At 52.5% G+C, this 19,052-nt stretch carries 13 protein-coding genes; 4 read left to right on the plus strand and 9 right to left on the minus strand.

What is annotated here, in order from left to right; translation table 11 throughout:
- Positions 1-17 precede the first annotated feature (17 nt).
- The 9 genes from Pla144_RS10635 to Pla144_RS10675 form a co-directional block, all read right to left on the minus strand.
- Positions 18-1,361, minus strand: a complete 1,344-nt coding sequence (locus Pla144_RS10635; protein ID WP_146450657.1) for an MFS transporter — start codon at positions 1,359-1,361, stop codon at positions 18-20.
- Positions 1,358-2,854 carry an MFS transporter gene (locus tag Pla144_RS10640; protein ID WP_146450658.1) on the minus strand — a complete coding sequence of 499 codons (1,497 nt, stop codon included), beginning with the start codon at positions 2,852-2,854 and terminating at the stop codon, positions 1,358-1,360. The genes Pla144_RS10635 and Pla144_RS10640 overlap by 4 nt, the downstream gene beginning before the upstream one ends.
- 166 nt (positions 2,855-3,020) lie before the next feature.
- Positions 3,021-5,054 carry a hypothetical protein gene (locus tag Pla144_RS10645; RefSeq protein ID WP_231936303.1) on the minus strand — a complete coding sequence of 678 codons (2,034 nt, stop codon included), beginning with the start codon at positions 5,052-5,054 and terminating at the stop codon, positions 3,021-3,023.
- Positions 5,055-5,128: 74 nt separating this feature from the next.
- A complete protein-coding gene (locus tag Pla144_RS10650) occupies positions 5,129-6,328 on the minus strand; it encodes a c-type cytochrome domain-containing protein (RefSeq protein WP_146450659.1) in 1,200 nt (399 codons plus the stop codon).
- 125 nt (positions 6,329-6,453) lie between these two features.
- The gene (locus Pla144_RS10655) at positions 6,454-7,635 is read right to left on the minus strand and encodes an acyltransferase family protein (protein WP_146450660.1); all 1,182 of its coding nucleotides are present in this window, start codon (positions 7,633-7,635) and stop codon (positions 6,454-6,456) included.
- A 14-nt stretch (positions 7,636-7,649) separates the two neighbouring features.
- A complete protein-coding gene (locus Pla144_RS10660) occupies positions 7,650-9,671 on the minus strand; it encodes an ATP-dependent DNA helicase (RefSeq protein WP_231936304.1) in 2,022 nt (673 codons plus the stop codon).
- 41 nt (positions 9,672-9,712) lie between these two features.
- Positions 9,713-10,549 (minus strand): thiazole synthase, encoded by an 837-nt coding sequence (locus Pla144_RS10665; protein ID WP_146450661.1) that lies wholly within the window; start codon positions 10,547-10,549, stop codon positions 9,713-9,715.
- Positions 10,550-10,607: 58 nt separating this feature from the next.
- The gene (gene thiS, locus Pla144_RS10670) at positions 10,608-10,808 is read right to left on the minus strand and encodes a sulfur carrier protein ThiS (RefSeq protein ID WP_146451065.1); all 201 of its coding nucleotides are present in this window, start codon (positions 10,806-10,808) and stop codon (positions 10,608-10,610) included.
- Between the two features lie 7 nt (positions 10,809-10,815).
- On the minus strand, positions 10,816-11,340 hold the full coding sequence (locus tag Pla144_RS10675; protein WP_146450662.1) for a hypothetical protein: 525 nt from the start codon (positions 11,338-11,340) through the stop codon (positions 10,816-10,818).
- Between the two features lie 384 nt (positions 11,341-11,724).
- Here Pla144_RS10675 and Pla144_RS10680 point away from each other — a divergent pair, with 384 nt between their 5' ends.
- From Pla144_RS10680 to uvrB, 4 genes are all read left to right on the plus strand, one after another.
- Positions 11,725-13,374 carry an alpha/beta hydrolase gene (locus Pla144_RS10680; protein WP_146450663.1) on the plus strand — a complete coding sequence of 550 codons (1,650 nt, stop codon included), beginning with the start codon at positions 11,725-11,727 and terminating at the stop codon, positions 13,372-13,374.
- A gap of 100 nt (positions 13,375-13,474) precedes the next feature.
- On the plus strand, positions 13,475-15,097 hold the full coding sequence (locus Pla144_RS10685; protein WP_231936305.1) for a cation:proton antiporter: 1,623 nt from the start codon (positions 13,475-13,477) through the stop codon (positions 15,095-15,097).
- A 149-nt stretch (positions 15,098-15,246) separates the two neighbouring features.
- Positions 15,247-16,677, plus strand: a complete 1,431-nt coding sequence (locus tag Pla144_RS10690; RefSeq protein WP_146450664.1) for a magnesium chelatase — start codon at positions 15,247-15,249, stop codon at positions 16,675-16,677.
- A gap of 150 nt (positions 16,678-16,827) precedes the next feature.
- The gene (uvrB, locus tag Pla144_RS10695; RefSeq protein WP_146450665.1) at positions 16,828-18,903 is read left to right on the plus strand and encodes an excinuclease ABC subunit UvrB; all 2,076 of its coding nucleotides are present in this window, start codon (positions 16,828-16,830) and stop codon (positions 18,901-18,903) included.
- The last annotated feature ends 149 nt before the right edge of the window (positions 18,904-19,052 follow it).

The following is a 19,052-nucleotide window of genomic DNA, read 5'->3' on the forward strand; positions in this document are numbered from 1 at the left end:
GAACCAGCTTGATGACATCAGTCAGGTAGCGGCTTGCCCTTTGTCTCGGGTGCGAACGGCAAGACAAGGAGTCCAAGCACAAAGATGCCACACATTGTCAAACCGGCATTGCGAAGCGGTTCTGCAGTATCGGCGTAAACATTTCCAGTCAGCCAGCCAAGCAAAAACGGACCAACAGCAGCTACAAACCGACCCACGTTGTAGCAAAAGCTCGTTCCTGTGCTCCTCAGATGAGTGGGAAACAATTCGGGAAAGTAAATTGCATACCCGGCAAAGAGCGACAGGATGCAAAATCCCATAATTGGCACCATCCAAAACACCTGGTGAAATTCCGTCAGGAAATAAAACACGGAAGCCGTGCTAATCATCGCCGCAATGAAAGCAATTGCGAAAGTCGGTTTTCGACCCAGTCGCTGTGCCAGAATGGCAAACCCATACATACCGAGCGCCGCCCCCAGATTCATCATCATCGAGGCGATTCCCTTCCAATGAGTCACTGAGCCAGCAACCTGTGCATCTGAAAGACCCTCGGCCACGAATTTGGTTCGCATTACGTTGCCCACCAGATCAAAGGTGAAAAACGCGATCCCCCAGAGACCGACGATCCCAGAAAACGCCAGGCCCAAACCAATCAAAGCATGTTTGCGCCACGTGGGATGACCGAAGAGTTCTCGATAAGAGCCGAGTTTGCGAGCAACATCCCCTTCATGCGAGGCTTGCTGCCAGCGCTCAGGTTCTTTCAGCCGTGTACGAATCACAAGGGCAAGCAAGGCCGGAACAGCGCCGACGACAAACATGGGCCTCCACACACTGTCGACCAAGCCATGTTCGTGGAGCGATCCCATCGACATCCCAATCAACGCAGCAGAGACATTGCCTATCGCCGAGAGGGCTTGCAATACGCTCAGGCAATAAGGGCGTGCTCGATCAGGCATCACTTCAGCAACCAATGCGACGCCCACTGCGAACTCCCCTCCCACCCCCAGACCGGTCAGAAATCGATAGAGCGAAAAATCCCAAAAACCGACACTCAATGCACTGAGACCCGTGAATAGGGAATACAACAAGATGGTGACGATCATCGTTTTAGCACGACCAATGCGATCACCCATGACCCCGAAGACGAGACCACCAATCGCCCAACCCATCAAGAAGATTGCGGTCGCATACCCACCTGCTGCGTCGATGTCAGCTTGTGAGGGAGTTCCCGGAAGCAACTCAGCCATCGCAGGCTGGCGAGCCAAAATAAAGAGCTGTTGGTCGAGACAATCAAAAAGCCAACCAAGCGCTGCCACAAGCAGCACAAACCATTGGTAGCCATTAAGTTCTCGATACCAACGATAACGTCCTTCAGTCATCATGTGGGTTCCCCATCATTATTGATTGCGTCAACACCAGGCTCCGGTAGCAAGCAACTCAACAGCAGGTTGCAAAGGATCAAAACAAAGGCAACCCCCGCCGATACGACCGCTATCTTGGCCGCAGGACTGGCCCCAGGTACAAAACTGAAGGTGGCGATGAATTGAGTGACAAAAGCAAAGGGAGTGCCCAACATGCGGCCCCCGATATTGGCGGCAAAACTTTCGCCCGTACCGCGCAGATGGACAGGGAACACATGGGGCAAATAGTTACCCCAAAAACTGAATACACCTACCGTGAAAAAGCCCGCCAGGAAAATACCGATGCCCAAAAGTGACAAACTCACGTTGTGGAATCCAGGGAGCCAACTCATGTCCCCTGTCCAATAAACCTTCTCGTGTCCGAGGAAGTAGCCATAAAATACCATGGGCAAGACTATCAGGCCAGGTATCAAAAAGAATCGCAGCAAGTTACGCCGACTGACTATATGCACGACCAGCACGGCCAAAGCAAAACGACCAAAGAGACCACCCAGCTCTTGTGACTTCGTGTAATTGGCCGTGATCACTTGCCGCGTCCTGCCAGCCGCCGCAGCCGCCTGGGGCTTCGGTTTTCCCTCGCTAGCCGCCGTCATCTTGGCTTGCACCGTGTCGAGACCGGGCAAGATCTGAGGCAATTGCTGTAACGCCCCGAAGGCAACTCCGTAGCTGCAGGCAAACATTAGCGTGGTAACGATTGTGGTGCGTTTGAGTTTGGGCGAAAACAACTCTGCAATGCTCGGGCGCTGTAGCGTACCCGCAGCCTTTTTCGCAGCCCATTTGGGTGACTCCGGTAAAAAGGGTCGAATAATAATCAACGGAATTGCCGGAATAAGACCGCTCATCATCGTGTAGCGCCAATCGGCGTGTTCGCCGATGGGGGCAATTGTACCTACGAATGATTGCAGAAAACCGGGAATCTGGATGGCAGGAAGACTCATGGCATGCTTGGCGATAACGCCATTGACAAATGCCACTAACAATCCGCCGAAAGACGAAAAGGCCTGCGTGTAGCCGAGAACTTTTTCGCGCTGCACGGGGTTGTCAAACAGTTCGGCGAGCCACGCCACGGCAGCAACAAACTCGACACACACTCCCACAAAAGTCGTAGTGCGAAAGAAGAGTAACATCCAGAGGCTGGTAGAGAAACCGGAAAGACACGCCGACACCGCATAAAGCAAGATACTCCAGGTGAGCACACGGCGGCGACCGAAACGATCGGTCAGGTATCCCCCCAACAGTCCAAATATTCCGCCGCATAAGGCAGGTACATAAAACAACAGCCCAAACCAGCGCGCAAACTCGGGAGTTCCCGGCGAGATCCCTCCTAACTCCATCAAGGCACTACGGGCTACGAGGGGTAGCATCAGCAGTTCGTAGATATCGAATGCAAAACCGATCGCAGCAATGATACAGACCAACCACTGGACTGAAGTTAGTCTTTGAGATTCAGGCATCGACAATTCCTTGCGAAGCTATTGCGGGAGGCAAACCAGAGGCAGATTTCAAGGCGAGAAGTGAACGATCATAGCCGATTGAGTTGAAATCGTGTAGTGACTGAAGCGAAATTCGCATGATGGGCGGATTGTTCGTAGTCAGTAACATGCAAACCGCGCTAGATTCTCAGCCGATCAGGACACGTGGTCTCTTTTCGGGGTCTGGTTCTGCTCGCCGTATCAATTCCCGCACCAGCCAAGGTATGTTTCCTTCCCCAAAGAGAACGAAATCCAAACTTGCAGTCAGTGGACTCCGCTCCGACCAACCAAAGTGGATTTCGGGCACTTTGCCCGATTGTGCTAATTCAAGTGAGACCAAAGCAATTGCGTGAGCAATGGAAACGCATTTGGTTAACTCGACTACAAATCGGCCGCTCTCCTCGAGAACGGAAATAGTCGGGCTCTGAGTGAATTCGCTGGTATCCCCCAAGAAGGTCTCAATAAACACGATGGGGATCTCTTCACCCAAGCGATGCGTTTGCCGGATAGATCGCTCTTTTTGTTCCAAGCTATGCCGACCAGGGCGATGCGGCACCAGAACCGGGAAGTCGAGATACTTCAGAGTTTCCCACAAAACGCGAGATTCTTCGTCCGCAAACTCAAATCGATCAAACCGCAATTCAGTACTACGTTTGATTCGCGAAATAGCCGATGCAACGATAACAGACAAAATGAACACGCCAGCAATTTGAGTGCCATCAGGTTTTTCAAACATGATGGCAATCGTCGTATAACAGAAAACCAATGTCGCCACCACGTAACCCCAGGCGATGCGAGGACTGCCGAGAGCACGAGACTCCTGCCAGATGTCGATTACTACAGCGATCGCTGCACTGGACATCAGCACCATGACACCCGTGGCGTAAGCCTCCCCTTGGGCTTCGACACTGGCATCGAAAATCCAGGTGACCAACAAACTGACGAAGGTGAGCAAGACCACGAGCGGACGAGTGGCCTCTGCCCACTGCGGCGCCATTCCGTACCGCGGAAGGTAGCGCGGGATTATATTCAAGAGCCCCGACATCGCACTCGCACCGGCAAACCACAATATCAACACAGTGAACAGATCGTAGAAAGCTCCAAAGTTCTCGCCGAAGATTGGACTGATTGTGAAATGGGACTCCCCGTGGGCGAGGAACGCCAAGGCACGATCAGCAGCGGCGCCCCCTCTCAGCTCCGACTCTTTGATTAAGGTGCTAACGACGAGCGATGAACCGAAAAGAAGGATCGACATGATCGTGGCAGAAGTCAGCAACAATCGCTGTGTGTTGCGAATGCGGCCTAGGGGTTGATCGAGATTATCGTCTATATCACCTCGGACAAGAGGCATGACCACCACTCCTGTTTCAAACCCGCTCAAACCCAAAGCCAATTTGGGAAAGAGTATGAGACAGGTGGCCAGAATCGGAAACAGTCCATTTCCACCCACAGGTGGATTAGGTATTTCCCAATCACCTGTTAAAACCTGCGACCACCAGTCGCCGAATAGGGTGCCGTGATCCGCGATAAAATAGAGTCCGCTGCCGATCACAATCAGGTTGAGTAGCAGGTACATTCCTACCAGAAAAACGGCTATGCCAATGACTTCGCGGAAACCTCGCAGAAACATTCCACCTAAGAGAACCAACAATCCCATCGTCAGGGTCATCTGCCCTTGAAACACACTCGGCAGATCCTGCCAATAGGGATTGTGAACCAGATGAGCAGCCGCGTCTGCGGCGGAGAGAGTCTTCGTAATTATGAAATCAGTGGCAGCGAAGCCCAACAGGACCAGGACGATGATCTTGCTCCCCCAACCGGAGGCGAGTTTCTCCAGCATGGCAATTGAACCTTGACCATGAGGAGACTTGGTCGCTACGAAGCGATACACAGGTAGTGCACAGCCTAATGTCACGGCGATCAATAGTAGCGTAGCAATCGGGGCCAGCCGGCCAGCGGCTTCGTAGGCCAAGGAAGGCTGATAGCCCAATGTGCTGAAGTAATCGACGCCCGTCAGGCACATCACCCACAGCCAGAACGACTGATGGTGCTCCTGGCGAGGATGAGCGATCAATTCTGAAGGCGGCATTATGCCGCTTCGTTCTTCAGAAGAAGGTATTGCTTCAACCGAGTTTACTTCTTGTTGCTCAGAATCACTGGAATCATCTTTGCGAATTTCCATCTTGGTAGAATACTGGCCTGAACGGAAAATGGAAGGCCGCGCTCGGTGGGATCGCTTCACACTTATTCGATCGACTAGGCGTCCGGTTTTGCATTCTGCTGCTCAGTCGCTGGCTCTTCCTTTTCACCGGAGAGCTTCTTTAAGGCTTCGTCGACTTCCTGCAATCGCTTTTCTGCTGCTGCCTGGGCTTCTTCGGCCACTTTGAGATCCGTTTGAAGGCGGGCTGTTTGCTCTTGTTTTGTCTTCACATCGGCGGTGAACTCGACTTGTTGCTGCTCCAGCCGCTTGCGAGCGACCACGGGATGATCCCAGCCAAGATTCCACTCGATCCCGGGCAGATCCTTCTCAAGACTCACCGCCCCATCGTAGGAAACCTTAGTCTTCCACAGATAAATCTTTTGCAGCCGCTTGAGTCCGCGCAGAGGATCAAGGACACCATCGCTAACGGTTGTGCCATAGAGATTCAGAGACTCAAGTCGATCGAGACCCGAAAGGTATTGGGCGGCATCGTCTGGAAAGTTGGAGTTCTCCGCTGAAAGAGTTGTTAGGTTTGTTAGCTTGGCAATTTCCGACCAACCCTTGTCAGTTGCCTGCGCACCACGCAGATTCAGAGAAAACACTTGAGGTCCTACTTCAGCGAGCGTGGCCAACGCGTCATCATTGGCAGGTTCTGATGAGAGGGCAAATGAAACATCCAAGAGATTACTTTTAGCAAAGAGCGGCATCACTTGAGCCCCTACACTACGTAATCGGTCAATTGCTTCCTCGGAGGCAGGTTCGACTTCAGGTAGAGGCAAGGGTTCAATCTTAAGTGGTTGAGGCTTGACCTCTGGAGCTGTGGTGGCCTCTTCGACTGTTGCAGCTTCTTCTGTGGGAGGAGATGTTTTCTCAGCCGACTTGCCAAAACTTGCGCCTTCCTTGATCCACAAGCTTACGAGATCAATCTCGGCCTGATCGAGGGGATCGCTTCCCTTAGGCATCCGCTTCTTATTGTCGGCAGGCAAGACCAGACGCTCATATAACTCACTGCTTTCTGGATCACCAGCAACAATCAAGTGCTCGTCGTCTGCGAGTTTTTCCTGTATCGCCTCGGCCGATTGTAATCGCAGTTTTCCCAGAGCTTTCTTTTCACCGTGGCACTTGGTGCAATGGGCAGTAAAGATCGGCTGAATTTGCTTTTCATAGTCGACCGCTGCTCGCACATGTGGCGATGTAACCAAGAGGGTGAGAAGGGTAAGTAAAGAGGAGAGCGGGAACTTTAGACGCAGGTGCATAATGTCAACTCCTAGGGGGTTTAGAATTTGAGTATAGTTGAGAGAGCTAAGCGATTCAAATAGGTGCCAGAAAGACAATTTCTGCGGAACTTATTCGGTGATCGCGGCATAAAGCGAATTGATTTTCATACCCGCACCGTCCAGCCACGCAGGGAAAGTAGCCACATTGCGAACCACCAGAACGCGACTGTCGTAATTGCGTAGGCCAAAGATGATAACTCCGGTGTATTGATCCAGGAAGTGAACAATGTCTCGTAGAGCCATTGTTTCGTGGACTGATCACCCACATGGGTTACACTCAGTAATACACTTGACAGACCAGAGGCTACAAAAACAAGGATGGCGTTGACGCCTACTACTTCAAATGCGCGACCAATTCGGCGCCAGCCCCAGACGTCGAATTTCAAGAGCGACCCAGCCAGGAAGACGAGTGCCCAACCGGCAGTAAGAACCACAAAACTACTTGTCCAGATTTTCTTGTTGATGGGAAATGCCGAACCCCATAAGAGGCCCAGTCCGATGCAAACCACCCCAGCAGTCGCCAGCCAGCCGACCGTGTTAACGGTTGCGCCTTTACGCTGAATGAGCAATCCGGCCCAGTATCCTAGAAGCGCCGTAACGATGGCCGGCAGAGTGCTAAGAAGCCCTTCGGGATCTGTCTTCTCGGTCTTGGCTTGGGTCCACATGTGGCTCTCGCCAAGTACAGCGCGGTCCACGACTCGGACGACATTTCCTTCGGTGGATAAATTTGCCTGGTAGTCACCACTGGGAAGCCACGCCAATAATGCCCAGTAACCCAGGAGCAGCGCAACCGCGAGCACCGCTTGGGCACGTACCCCCAGATGCAGCACAATCATTGACGTTGCAAAATACACCAACCCAATTCGTTGCAAGACCCCCGGAAACCGCCAATTGGAGAGATCAACCTTGTCGGCATTTCCGAGTAGAAAACTGAACACGGCGCTGGACCGATTCAGCAGCAAGCCCAACAAGATTAGAACTGCTGTCCGACGTAGAATCCGCCAGTAGACCGCTGACGAGATTTCGGTGCCCGTGCGGTATTTTCGTAATGAGTAGGCCAAGGCCGTTCCCACGATGAAAAGAAAAAAGGGAAACACCAAATCGGTCGGCGTCCACCCGTGCCAATCGGCATGCCCCAAGGGCCAATAGAGATGTCCCCAATCCCCCGGGTTATTTACGAGGATCATTCCCAAGATTGTAAAACCTCGAAAGACATCAAGCGCCAGTAGGCGAGCTGGTGAAGAAGAGGTATTGTGTGGAAGTATTGTTGCGATTGGATCTGCCATAAGTTCCTCTGCTGCTAAGATCTTATCAACTCCGCGTAATCGAATTGGGCCTTCCGACAGTCAGGGAGAGAATCGAGAAACGTGCGGCCATAATTCTTGGTGTGAATGCGTGGGTCCAAAATTACCACGCGGCCATGGTCGGTTCGAGTTCGGATCAATCGACCAAAACCTTGCTTAAGTTTCAGCACTGCCTCGGGGAGTTGGTATTGGCGGAACGGCTCGCCCCCGGTTGCACGGATTGCCTCGAAACGGGCCTCTAAAAGCGGACGATCCGGCACGCTGAATGGCAGCTTGGCGATAACTACCAATTGCAGGGCGTCGCCAGGCACATCGACACCTTGCCAAAAGCTGTCGGTCCCTAAAAGCACCGAACGAGGATCTCGCTTGAAGAGCTCGATCATCTGGGTCCGTGGTGTACCCTCAGCCTGACTCAGAAGGTTGATATTATTGGTGCGTAGCCACGGAGCCAAGTTGGCCGCAGCGCGGCGGAGCATGTCGTAGCTTGTGAACAGCACGAAGGCGTGGCCATCGCTTTCACGGACAAAGCGACGAATCATTTCGAATGACGCCTTATCAAAATCGTCCCGATGTGTGGCAGGATCTGGCATGCCGCGCAGCGTGATCAGTTCCGCTTGCTCTTGATAATCGAACGGGCTCCCCAGTTGTAGCGTTTCACACTTCACTAGGCCAATCCGCTCGCGGAAAAAATCAAAATTGTCTCGTTTGCCGACTGCAAGAGTGGCGCTAGTCATTATCGAGGTGGGTACCTCGTTGAACAACTGCTCACGCAGCGCAGGACCCACATCAATAGGAGAGGCGAGCATAGAAAGTCTGTGGACGCCGCGGCGAGTCTTGTAGGCCTCGACCCAATAAACAGTATCGTTAAGCTGTTGCTGATGCCAGCAGTTTAATTCACCCGCCAAGACCTTCAGGCGATCGTGTGCAGCGATGTAATCTTGTCTTTCAGTTTCTTCCTGTTGAGAATCTCCAACTCGCTTTACTTCGTGGGCCAAGTTTTGTAGTTCACCGCTGAGATGATTGTGGATGTTGAGTGGCTTGGCAACCCGACCATTGGCTGGGGCCTTGCCTTCCTGCCAATCCAACAGGTCGGCAAACAGTTCGTCGGCCATTACGCGGCAGCGCTCGACCTTGTGCTGCAAGTCGTGCATGTCTGGGTGAGAGAGTAACCCTTTGTGGGTCCGGTCGTTGTAGAGCCGGCTCAAGTGGTAATCGAATTGACCGGATGTGAGTCGAATCCCCAGTTGGTCAGCGGCAACGGATTCGACGGTATGAGCCTCGTCCAGTACTACTACGTCGTAGTCGGGCAACATGCTTACTCCCACCCGACGGAGAGCCAGATCGCTAAAAAACAGGGCGTGATTGACGATCAAGAGTTGTGCATACTGGGCGCGCTTGCGATCTTTGTAGAAAAAGCATTGTTTGAACGTCGGACAATTGCGCCCCATGCAGTTGCCTTGATCGCTGGCCACTTCTTCCCACACATGTGGCGAAGGCTGAAAGGAGAGCGTACTCCGCGAGCCATCATCGGTTGTTTCGCTCCATCGACGAATCTCGCGGAGCTCGTCGAGCGCACCTTGAGTGTCGAACAAACTCGGTGCTCGATCCAGTGCCTTGTGCATGCGTCGCAGTGAGATGTAGTTGCTACGCCCTTTGACCAGCACCGCCGAGAACTCCCGTGGGATCACACTATTCAAGAAAGGAATGTCTTTCTGGATGAGCTGCTCTTGCAGGCTGATGGTGTGTGTGGATATCACGACGCGAAGCGGCTTTTCCTTTGAATCGTCGCTCCCTTCCTTTTTGGTAGCCGCCAAGATCGCAGGAACCAAATATGCAAAACTCTTGCCGACGCCGGTCCCCGCTTCGACAACGAGATGTGATTTCTTTCTAATCGCCGTCTCGACGGCTTCAGCCATCGCCAACTGCTGCGGACGCTGCTCATACTTCGAGAGTCGCCGGGCGATTGCACCGTTTGGCCCCAGAATATCGGCAACTTCGAGATTATCAGGCGCAGGCATCGGTCCTTCATTCTGCCGCAAAGGAGTTGCGTAGCAAGAAACTAGCGCGGCTTGCTGGTAATCACGCCTTCGTCGGGGCTACTGGCTGTGGCGTACAGTTTCCGAGGAATTCGACCCGAAAGATAGGCCAATCGTCCTGCCTCGGTCGCATGGCGCATTGCGTCGGCCATTTTAAGCGGGTCCTTGGCGTGGGCAATGCCCGTGTTGAGTAACACACCATCCACCCCCAGCTCCATGGCGATGGTCACGTCGCTGGCGGTACCCACGCCCGCGTCAACAATCACCGGATAGTCAGGATCCCCCTCCTTCAGATACTCCAGGCAGATGCGGATGTTATTCGGATTGAGCACCCCCTGCCCTGACCCGATCGGGCTGCCGGCGGGCATCACGCTGGTCGCACCCGCTTCCTTCAATCGGCGTGCGACCACAGGATCGTCAGTTGAGTAACACAACACCTGGAAACCGTCGGCCACTAGTTTCTCGGTCGCTTCAAGCGTGGCGATCGGATCGGGAAGCAGCGTCTTCGTATCGCTCAATACTTCGAGCTTGACCCAGTCTGCACCTGGATTCTCAATGCCAACCAGAATCTCTCGGCCCAAACGCGCAACGCGCACTGCGTCCTCTGCCGAGAAACACCCAGCCGTATTAGGAAGCAAAGTATAACGCTGCGTATCGATGAATTCGAGAAGATTGTTCCCCGCTGCGTCGATGAGTCGCTCTCGTCTGACCGCCACCGTGATGCAATCGGTTCCAGAACGCTGAAGTGCTTCGCCCATCAACTCGTAGTTAGCATATTTCCCGGTTCCTACAATCAATCGACTGGAAAGAGTATGGGTGCCAATAGTAAGCGACGATTCTGCGAGAATTTCAGTTGCCATGAAAGATACCAGTCTAGATGTCGCGCTATGAAACGCGTAGGACCGCGAAAACAATGATTCAGCCACCCCCAACAAGGGTGACGACTTCTACCCGATCTCCTTCTTTTAGTTGAGTTTGGGCATGTTGAGCGCGGGGCACAAGCTCTAAATTGCATTCCACCGCCAACGAGCGAGGATCAAGGGCCAACTCCTCGATCAACTGAGCTATCGTAGTCCCCTCAGGCAGTTCGCGTTCCCGGCCATTGACACTTAGTTGCATCACAGTATTACTCATCTCGGACAAATGCCGTACGGAACGAACCCCCAGCCAGTTTGACAAAGGTCCCAGTCTGTGGAGCCCCTTTGGCACTCAAGCTGGGGTTCCAAGGAATTGCGTAAGCGCTGACTTCTCCACTGGTAGCTTCGGCAATATAAATCAAGCTGCTACCGATCTGAAAGGGGGACTTCCCACGGGGAATGCTTGCCAAGCCCGTTACCATGAGAAACTTGGGATTCTTACCCAAGGTACTGAAATCTGTAAGGATGTTTTTTTCGAAGAAAGCGACGAATTCTCCAGTACGCCGACTCACTACAGCGGCTCGTAAGTCTCCAGTGAGGAAATCTAGAAAGTAAAAAGCCTCTTGTTCCTCGTCTACGAATCCGGTGGCAATAGCAAAGTTCTTTTCACCATGCGTGGCGGTAGCCTGCACTGGAATCCCTTGTCCAAGCCCAAACCAGCCAACCGACACGACTATGCCGACAAGAATCCCCAACAACACCCCCACTGAATGATTTCCGATACGCTGGACCATGATTACCTCCCCAGACAAGCTTCTTGTGTACGAGTTTGCTGGTCGATCTCAATACTTAGCGAAGCTGACATAACATCTACAACTCCCTTCATGGTAACCCGTAGGAGAGAGAGTTTCTAGATGGCGGTAAAATTGGCTTGGTCGAACTGCATGGCCCTTTAGCTAAGATTCTTCTTGCCCCGAGGGAGGCAGGAATTGAAGCGGTATAGCATGTACCCTCGATTCATAGTTTTAGATATGGGATTCATTGTCGCTTCAATACCTTCACGCGGGCATCTCTCCGGAACGGTGCACTCCCTATTCTTTTCATTGGAAGACACCTTATGATGATGTGGAAAACCGATTTTCGAGAATTGACTTTGAGAGGTCACTGGAGTCTCAAAAATGAATATTAAATCGCTAGCTTATAGATACTGCACAGCTTTTTCTTACTGGGGAATTGTCATTGCGATGCTCTTTTTCGCAGCTTCGCTGACTCCCTCGCTCTTGCCAAGGAATTTCTTGTTCCAAGGCCTCCTCTCTGGATTCGCATTGGCCATAGGGTATGCGGCGGGAGTTTTCTTCGTTTGGCTGTGGGGTTACTTGCAATTGCCCAAGCCGAATGAACGACTGGAGCGGGTAAGCAAGCAGCTCACCACGATCGGCGTGCTTTTGGTTGCCGTACTCTTTCTATGGCGCGAAACGGTTTGGCAAAACTCGATCCGAGAGTTGATGGAAATGGAACCTGTCGCCACCTCCTACCCTTGGAGGATTGGGTTGATTGCATGCCTCACTGCAGCGCTCATGATAACCGCAACTCGTTGCCTGGTAGCGTCTTGGTTGTACATCCATCACAGTGTCAACCGAATCTTGCCTCGGCGGATCTCTTATGTTCTCACGACAATTGCAATCGGGCTGATTGTTTTATTCGTGACGAATCGCGTACTTGCCAGGCTAGCCCTGGATGCCGCGGACGCCATTTTCCTCCAACTTGACAAAGTAGTGGACGAAGGGATTGAACAGCCCTCCGACGCGTTAGCCTCGGGAAGTGCCGAGTCGCTTATCGACTGGGACTCGATCGGAGTACGAGGGAAGAACTTCATTGCAAACGGACCAACCCAGGAAGAAATCAGCCAGTTCCACGGCAAAGAAGCACTCCGACCATTACGTATCTATGCTGGCCTACGCTCTACCGAAACAATTGAAGAGCGAGCCAAACTTGCCCTCGACGAACTTATTCGCGTTGGTGGATTCAAACGCTCCGTGCTGGTAGTCGCCACTCCCACGGGTACCGGTTGGCTTGATCCGGGCGCCGTCGATACTGTTGAGTATCTTCACAATGGCGACATCGCAATAGTGAGTATGCAGTATTCCTATCTGCCAAGTTGGATCACTATTCTTGTAGATCCTCATCGCTCGCGTGATGCAGCGTACATTCTTTTCAATGAAATATATGACTATTGGAAAACACTACCGAAGGCAGAAAGACCAAAACTCTACGTGCATGGGTTGAGCCTTGGATCGCTGGGGTCGGAATCGAGTTTTGACCTATTTACTGTCTTCGAGGATCCCATCCAAGGGGGCCTCTGGAGTGGCCCACCATTCCCGAGCCGTGTTTGGGCGGAGCTGACTCGAGAACGAAATCCAGACTCGCCAAGCTGGCTCCCAACCTTTCGCGATGGTTCCATCGTCCGCTTTACGGGACGCGAAGATTCGTTGAATCAGTGGGGTGATCATTGGAGCCCCATGAGGTTTGTGTATATCCAACACGCAAGTGACCCTATGATCTTTTTTGAACCCGAACTCTTTTACCGCAAGCCCGAGTGGCTAGTCGGCGAAAGAGGTCCCGACGTTTCACCGTATTTGCGGTGGTATCCCATCGTTACGTTTCTGCAAACCGCCTTCGACTTGCCTATGGCCACCAGCGTACCTCATGGCTACGGTCATAATTACGCGGCCGCGAGCTACATCGACGCATGGATTGCAGTCACGGACCCCACAAATTGGAAATCCGAAGATACAGATCGCCTCAAAGTGCTTTTTGCCGAAGAGTAATATCTAAGCTCACGCCTAATGGAGGCAACAACCTTCGCTTGGCTTGCTAAACTCAAGATCTTTCCCTAAAGCCATTTTGCATTTGGCAACGAAGCACACCTTGATTCCACCCACCTTCATTGATCTGCTGGAAATTCTCGCTGCGGGATTAGTTGCTGCGCTGATCTGCCGTCGATTGAAGATTTCGTCGATCGTTGGTTACCTGGTCATGGGCGCATTATTGGGAGAAGGTGCCCTCCACTGGGTCGGTCAGAATAATCATGACATCGAGGTTCTGAGCGAAGCTGGAGTCTTCTTGCTCTTGTTTTCTATTGGACTGGAGTTTTCGCTTGACGATCTGCTGCGACTTGGTCGACATTTAGTGGTGGGTGGCGCGACTCAGATGGCATTGGTAGCTATTCCTGCTGGGCTGATTTTTCGTGTCGTAGGTTACGACCTTTCCACGAGCATTGTCTTGGCCGCAGCTCTTTCTTTTAGTTCAACCGTGTTGGTCTTTAATGCGCTGGTCGAATATGGGGAATCATCAACTCGTCATGGCAAACGTGCGATTGGTGTGTTGCTGTTTCAAGATCTGGCACTCGTCCCATTGTTACTCTTGGTGCCGATGCTCACTGGAGGAGTCGCTCCTACTTTAGGAGAGGTAGCGCAGCTTGCGGGGGCTTCGCTCTTGTTCATCGGATTAATTTTGCTGAGTCGTCAGGTACTTGCAGGTTGGCTCATTCCCAGCCTGGCCAACTATCGTAGCCCAGATATTATCATCCTATTCACGTTGGTTACTTTGGGTGGGATTACCATGACGGCGCATGGACTGGGCTTGCCAGCAGCGGTCGGTGCCTTTGCTGCCGGCCTGGCCTTTGGAGGTAATCGCTGGAGTGTACAGATCGACGCCCTCATCTTGCCATTTCGCGAGACATTTGCCGCCGTGTTCTTCGTCAGTTTGGGGCTACTTCTCGATGTACAGATTGTACTAAACTCTCCGCTTCGGTTGCTGTTTTTGATCTCGGTGCTTATCGTGCTGAAAGCTGTTGCAGCTTGCTTGGCCATGCGTCTCACCGGACTAACTTGGCGAAGTTCATTGGGAATTGGCGTTGGGCTCGCCCATGTCGGTGAGTTTGCGTTTGTACTAGCTCGCATTGCTTGGCAAGAAAATGTAATTTCTGCCGAGGACTACAACCTCTTGAATGCGGTTGCGATTGGTTCATTGATCCTCACACCGTTGCTATTGCGAGCCGGCTTGCGATGGGTCGAAGCGACTCAAGAACTAGAGGCAATGCCTTCGACAGCAGATTATGATCATGAATCCTTGAAAGAAGCGGTCGTCATTGGCATCGGGCCAATCGGCAAGCAAATCGCCAGTTTTCTCGAAACGCAAGGCATAGAGGTCTCGCTTATCGACCGGAGCCCCATCAACCTCTACCCCTTCGAGCAATTAGGATTCCATACAGCCGCGGGGGACGCGACCCAGCCAGATATACTCAGAGCAGCCCACACCCACCAGGCAGGGCTGGTCGTACTCTGCGTTCCTGACGACTTGATTGCACTACGAATTCTCGAACAAGTTCGCGGGCTGAACGACAAGGCACAGGTTATCGTCCGCTGTCGGTATCAATCGAACGTCGCAAGTTTCCAGAAAGCACGAGTCCAATTTGTCGTCAGCGAGGAACAACAGGCGTACGAAAGCATGATTGGTTTTCTGTCGGGTTTCTTTCTCGAAAAAGCATAAACCGCAGAATACTGGCGATTAGTAACTGCTTTGCATTTCCCAGTGCTCACCAATCAATGCCAGGAAGCTAAAGCTTGGCTTTCCCAACATGATGACTATAATCGGACATGCCAAGTGATTTCAATGACACCATTTCAACGGATCTGGCCATGCCCTCGACCCTACTCGATTACCCTACCACCCTGGCTGATCTCCGTGAGAGCGGATGGCAAACAAAAACAGTCAAACAAGAGATTCACGATAACTTTCTTAGCCAACTACAAGACGGCAAAGAACTTTATCCTGGGATCATTGGATACGATGATTCCGTGATTCCTGAGTTGAATATTGCCATTCTCGCCCAACACGACATTCTCTTTCTGGGCGAAAAGGGTCAGGCCAAGAGTCGCCTCATGCGGCTGATGTCCACATTTTTAGACGAAGCGATCCCTTTTATCGCCGATCCGGAGATTCCGTTGCATGACGACCCCTATCGGCCCATCACGCGGCGGGGCCGACAGATTGTCGCTGACCGTGCTGCAGAAGACGTCCCCATTGCTTGGTGGGGACGCGAAGATCGTTATGCTGAGAGGCTATCCCCCGGAACCAAGTTTGCCGACATCATCGGGGAAATCGATCCGGCCAAACTTGCCTCTGGTGTGAGCATGAGCACCGAAGACGCGTTGCATTTTGGTTTAATTCCTCGCATGCATCGAGGGATATTTGCCATGAATGAACTGCCAGAACTCGACGAACTGGTGCAGGTAGGGTTGTTCAATATCCTCGAAGAACGCGATGTGCAGATTCGTGGTTACCCGGTAAAGTTCGACATCGACGTGCTGATTCTCTTCAGCGCGAACCCCGCTACTTACAACCGCAGCGGCAAGGTGATCCCCCAGCTCAAAGATCGTATCGGCTCGATGATCCAGACGCATTACCCTCTGGAACGCGAACTCGGTGTGCAAATTCTGGAACAAGAGGCAGAGGGGAATGCAGATTCCGCAGAGCAAGATCCCTCCGTTGTAGTTCCTTACTTTATGAAGGAATTGATTGAGGAAATTAGCCGTTCGGCTCGCACTTCAAAATATGTCGATCAGGAATCGGGGGTGAGTGCACGCTTGTCGATTGCCAACTATCGCACAATGCTCGCCAGTGCTCGCCAACGTGCTGCGATACTCGGCGAGTCCCCTGCCGTGCCGCGAATCAGCGACCTGGGCCACATTTACGCATCTTCCCTGGGCAAGCTGGAACTTGATCTGATGGGCACACATCAAATGAGCGAGAAACAAGTGCTCGATACCGTACTAGCCGAGGCGATCGCTACTGTATTTGGTGAGTATGTCGACAAGCATGGACTTGCCGAGATTGGTCAAATTTTTTCGCAAGGTGTAAAAATCGAAGTGGGCGACATGCTCCCTTCGTCGCACTACGCAAAACTCCTGAAACGTGTTCCTCCCGTTTGGGATAAGGCCTTTGAGGTAAATGCAAGCGAAAACGAAGCCGTTCGAGCATCCTGCGTCGAGTTCGTGCTGGCCGGACTGTACGCAACGGAGCGTATCAGTCGCAGTCAATCGCATGGGCGGATTGTTTACGAGGTCTAATTAGCAATTGCCTCGATCGAAATCATTTGAGTCCCATCGTATCTCGCGATCTAATATGTTCTAATGGCGTGTTTGGCCAATAGAACAATAGCCCTCTATTACCCTCGCACTCTTTCGGAGTCGAGTTCAACCCGGCTCGCCGTATAAAAAATGCAATTCGAACTCGAATCACCTTTCAAGCCTGCCGGGGATCAACCAGCCGCTATCCGACAACTTGTCGCGGGACTCACTTCCGAACAGCGAGAGCAGGTGCTCATGGGGGTCACCGGCAGTGGCAAGACTTTCACGATGGCCAATGTCATCCAAGAAGTTCAGCGACCGGCGCTGGTCCTCTCGCACAATAAGACACTCGCTGCGCAACTTTATAGCGAGTTTAAAGAGTTCTTTCCCCGCAATGCCGTCAGTTACTTTGTTAGTTACTACGACTATTACCAGCCCGAGGCCTACATTCCCCAGAGAGACATTTACATTGAAAAGGATGCTTCGATCAACGAAGAGATTGACCGCATGCGCCTCGCGACGACCAGTTCCCTGGTAAGTCGTCGAGACGTGATTGTGATCGCCAGTGTCTCTTGCATCTATGGCTTGGGTTCGCCCGAGGATTACAAGGAGATGATGGTTGGTCTGCAAGTGGGGAGTACGCTGGACCGCGATGACGTCCTTACACGGATGATCGACATTCAATATGAGCGTAATGACACCGACCCCGCACGTGGCAAGTTTCGGGTGCGTGGTGATTGCGTGGAGATCTGGCCCTCTTACGAAGAGTTCTCTTACCGCATCGAGTTCTGGGGCGATGAAATCGAGCGACTCTCGATCATCGATCCTACCTCCGGTGAAACCATTGACAATCTCCAAGAAGTCTTCATTTATCCGGCAAAGCATTTCGTGCTGCCCGAGGAGCGGATTCACAACGCAGTCGACAATATCCGCCAGGAACTCCGTGAACGACTGGAGCTGTTCCGGTCTCAGGGCAAGCTACTCGAAGCACAGCGACTCAATGCACGAACCCGTTTCGATGTGGAGATGATGTTGGAGATGGGCTATTGCCCGGGTGTTGAGAACTACAGTCGCCACCTTAGTGGTCGTGCCAAAGGGGACCCACCATATACCCTCTTCGACTTCTTCCCTGAAGATTTCTTGCTGTTCATCGACGAGTCGCACGCCACGGTGTCGCAGATTGGGGCGATGTACGCAGGGGACCAGAGTCGCAAAACAACGCTCGTCGAGCATGGATTCCGCCTCCCAAGTGCACTCGACAATCGGCCACTTAAGTTCAACGAATTTCAAGAACGATACAAACAGGTGGTTTATGTCTCCGCTACACCTGCCTCCTACGAACTCGAACGCACCGGCGGCGAGGTGGTTGAGCAGGTTGTGCGACCCACAGGGCTCTTGGACCCCGAAATAGAAGTAATCCCGGCCCGTGGGCAGGTTCCACACTTGCTCGAACAAATCCGTGAACGAACCGCCAACGGGGAACGTGTTCTGGTGACCACGCTCACCAAGCGACTAGCCGAAGATCTCGCGACCTACTACTCCGACCAGGGTATCCTCTGCAAATGGATGCACAGCGAGTTAGACGCCTTCGAGCGAGTCGAGTTACTACGAGACTTGCGCCAGGGTCGCTTTGAAGTCCTCGTAGGTATCAACCTACTGCGAGAAGGTTTGGATTTGCCGGAAGTCTCACTCGTCGCGATTTTGGATGCAGACAAAGAAGGTTTCCTCCGCAGCGAAACCTCTCTTATGCAAACCATCGGCCGCGCTGCCCGCAATGTGAACGCCAAGGTCATTCTCTATGGCGATAAGGTGACCAACTCCATGCAAAAAGCGATCGATGAAACCGCCCGGCGAAGAAAATTGCAAGAAGCCTATAACAAGAAGAATGGCATCACTCCTGAGACAATTCGCAAAGCGATCCATCGCGGCATCGAGGCCACCGCTGCCGCCCATGCCCAGGCCAACGCAGCAGTCGGTCGTACCGAGGAAACAAAGTACATCACCGAGGAATACATTGCCGAGTTGGAAGTGGAAATGCTAGCCGCAGCTGAGGCACTGGAATTCGAACGAGCTGCTGCGATACGGGACCGTATTGAAAAGATGCAGGATGCCATCGGCGAGCCGGTCGATTCGATTAAAGAGAAGGCTGGGGGAAAGGGTCGACGTGGGATGCGAAGTAAAAAAGCATCGAGCGGAAAAGTGCCCCGGCCCAAACGCGGAGTGTGATATTTTCTGATTGACGGGTCAACTCTTACGGCATGCGATTTGTGATATTTGCTTTGCATTATCTTCGACTGGTTTAACAAAGATATTTGGTTGTATTTCCTGCCGATTTGCAGTACATTGCCTCCCACCCCAACTCTCGCCGGTCACTG

It is taken from the genome of Bythopirellula polymerisocia, assembly GCF_007860015.1.
Classification (GTDB): Bacteria; Planctomycetota; Planctomycetia; order Pirellulales; family Lacipirellulaceae; genus Bythopirellula; species Bythopirellula polymerisocia.

Excerpts from the sequence above, each read along its gene's own strand:
- Pla144_RS10635 (WP_146450657.1), bottom strand. The coding sequence starts at position 1,361 with ATGATGACTGAAGGACGTTATCGTTGGTATCGAGAACTTAATGGCTAC.
- Pla144_RS10640 (WP_146450658.1), bottom strand. The coding sequence starts at position 2,854 with ATGCCTGAATCTCAAAGACTAACTTCAGTCCAGTGGTTGGTCTGTATC.
- Pla144_RS10645 (WP_231936303.1), bottom strand. The coding sequence starts at position 5,054 with ATGGAAATTCGCAAAGATGATTCCAGTGATTCTGAGCAACAAGAAGTA.
- Pla144_RS10650 (WP_146450659.1), bottom strand. The coding sequence starts at position 6,328 with ATGCACCTGCGTCTAAAGTTCCCGCTCTCCTCTTTACTTACCCTTCTC.
- Pla144_RS10655 (WP_146450660.1), bottom strand. The coding sequence starts at position 7,635 with ATGGCAGATCCAATCGCAACAATACTTCCACACAATACCTCTTCTTCA.
- Pla144_RS10660 (WP_231936304.1), bottom strand. The coding sequence starts at position 9,671 with ATGCCTGCGCCTGATAATCTCGAAGTTGCCGATATTCTGGGGCCAAAC.
- Pla144_RS10665 (WP_146450661.1), bottom strand. The coding sequence starts at position 10,549 with ATGGCAACTGAAATTCTCGCAGAATCGTCGCTTACTATTGGCACCCAT.
- thiS (WP_146451065.1), bottom strand. The coding sequence starts at position 10,808 with ATGCAACTAAGTGTCAATGGCCGGGAACGCGAACTGCCTGAGGGGACT.
- Pla144_RS10675 (WP_146450662.1), bottom strand. The coding sequence starts at position 11,340 with ATGGTCCAGCGTATCGGAAATCATTCAGTGGGGGTGTTGTTGGGGATT.
- Pla144_RS10680 (WP_146450663.1), top strand. The coding sequence starts at position 11,725 with ATGAATATTAAATCGCTAGCTTATAGATACTGCACAGCTTTTTCTTAC.
- Pla144_RS10690 (WP_146450664.1), top strand. The coding sequence starts at position 15,247 with ATGCCCTCGACCCTACTCGATTACCCTACCACCCTGGCTGATCTCCGT.
- uvrB (WP_146450665.1), top strand. The coding sequence starts at position 16,828 with ATGCAATTCGAACTCGAATCACCTTTCAAGCCTGCCGGGGATCAACCA.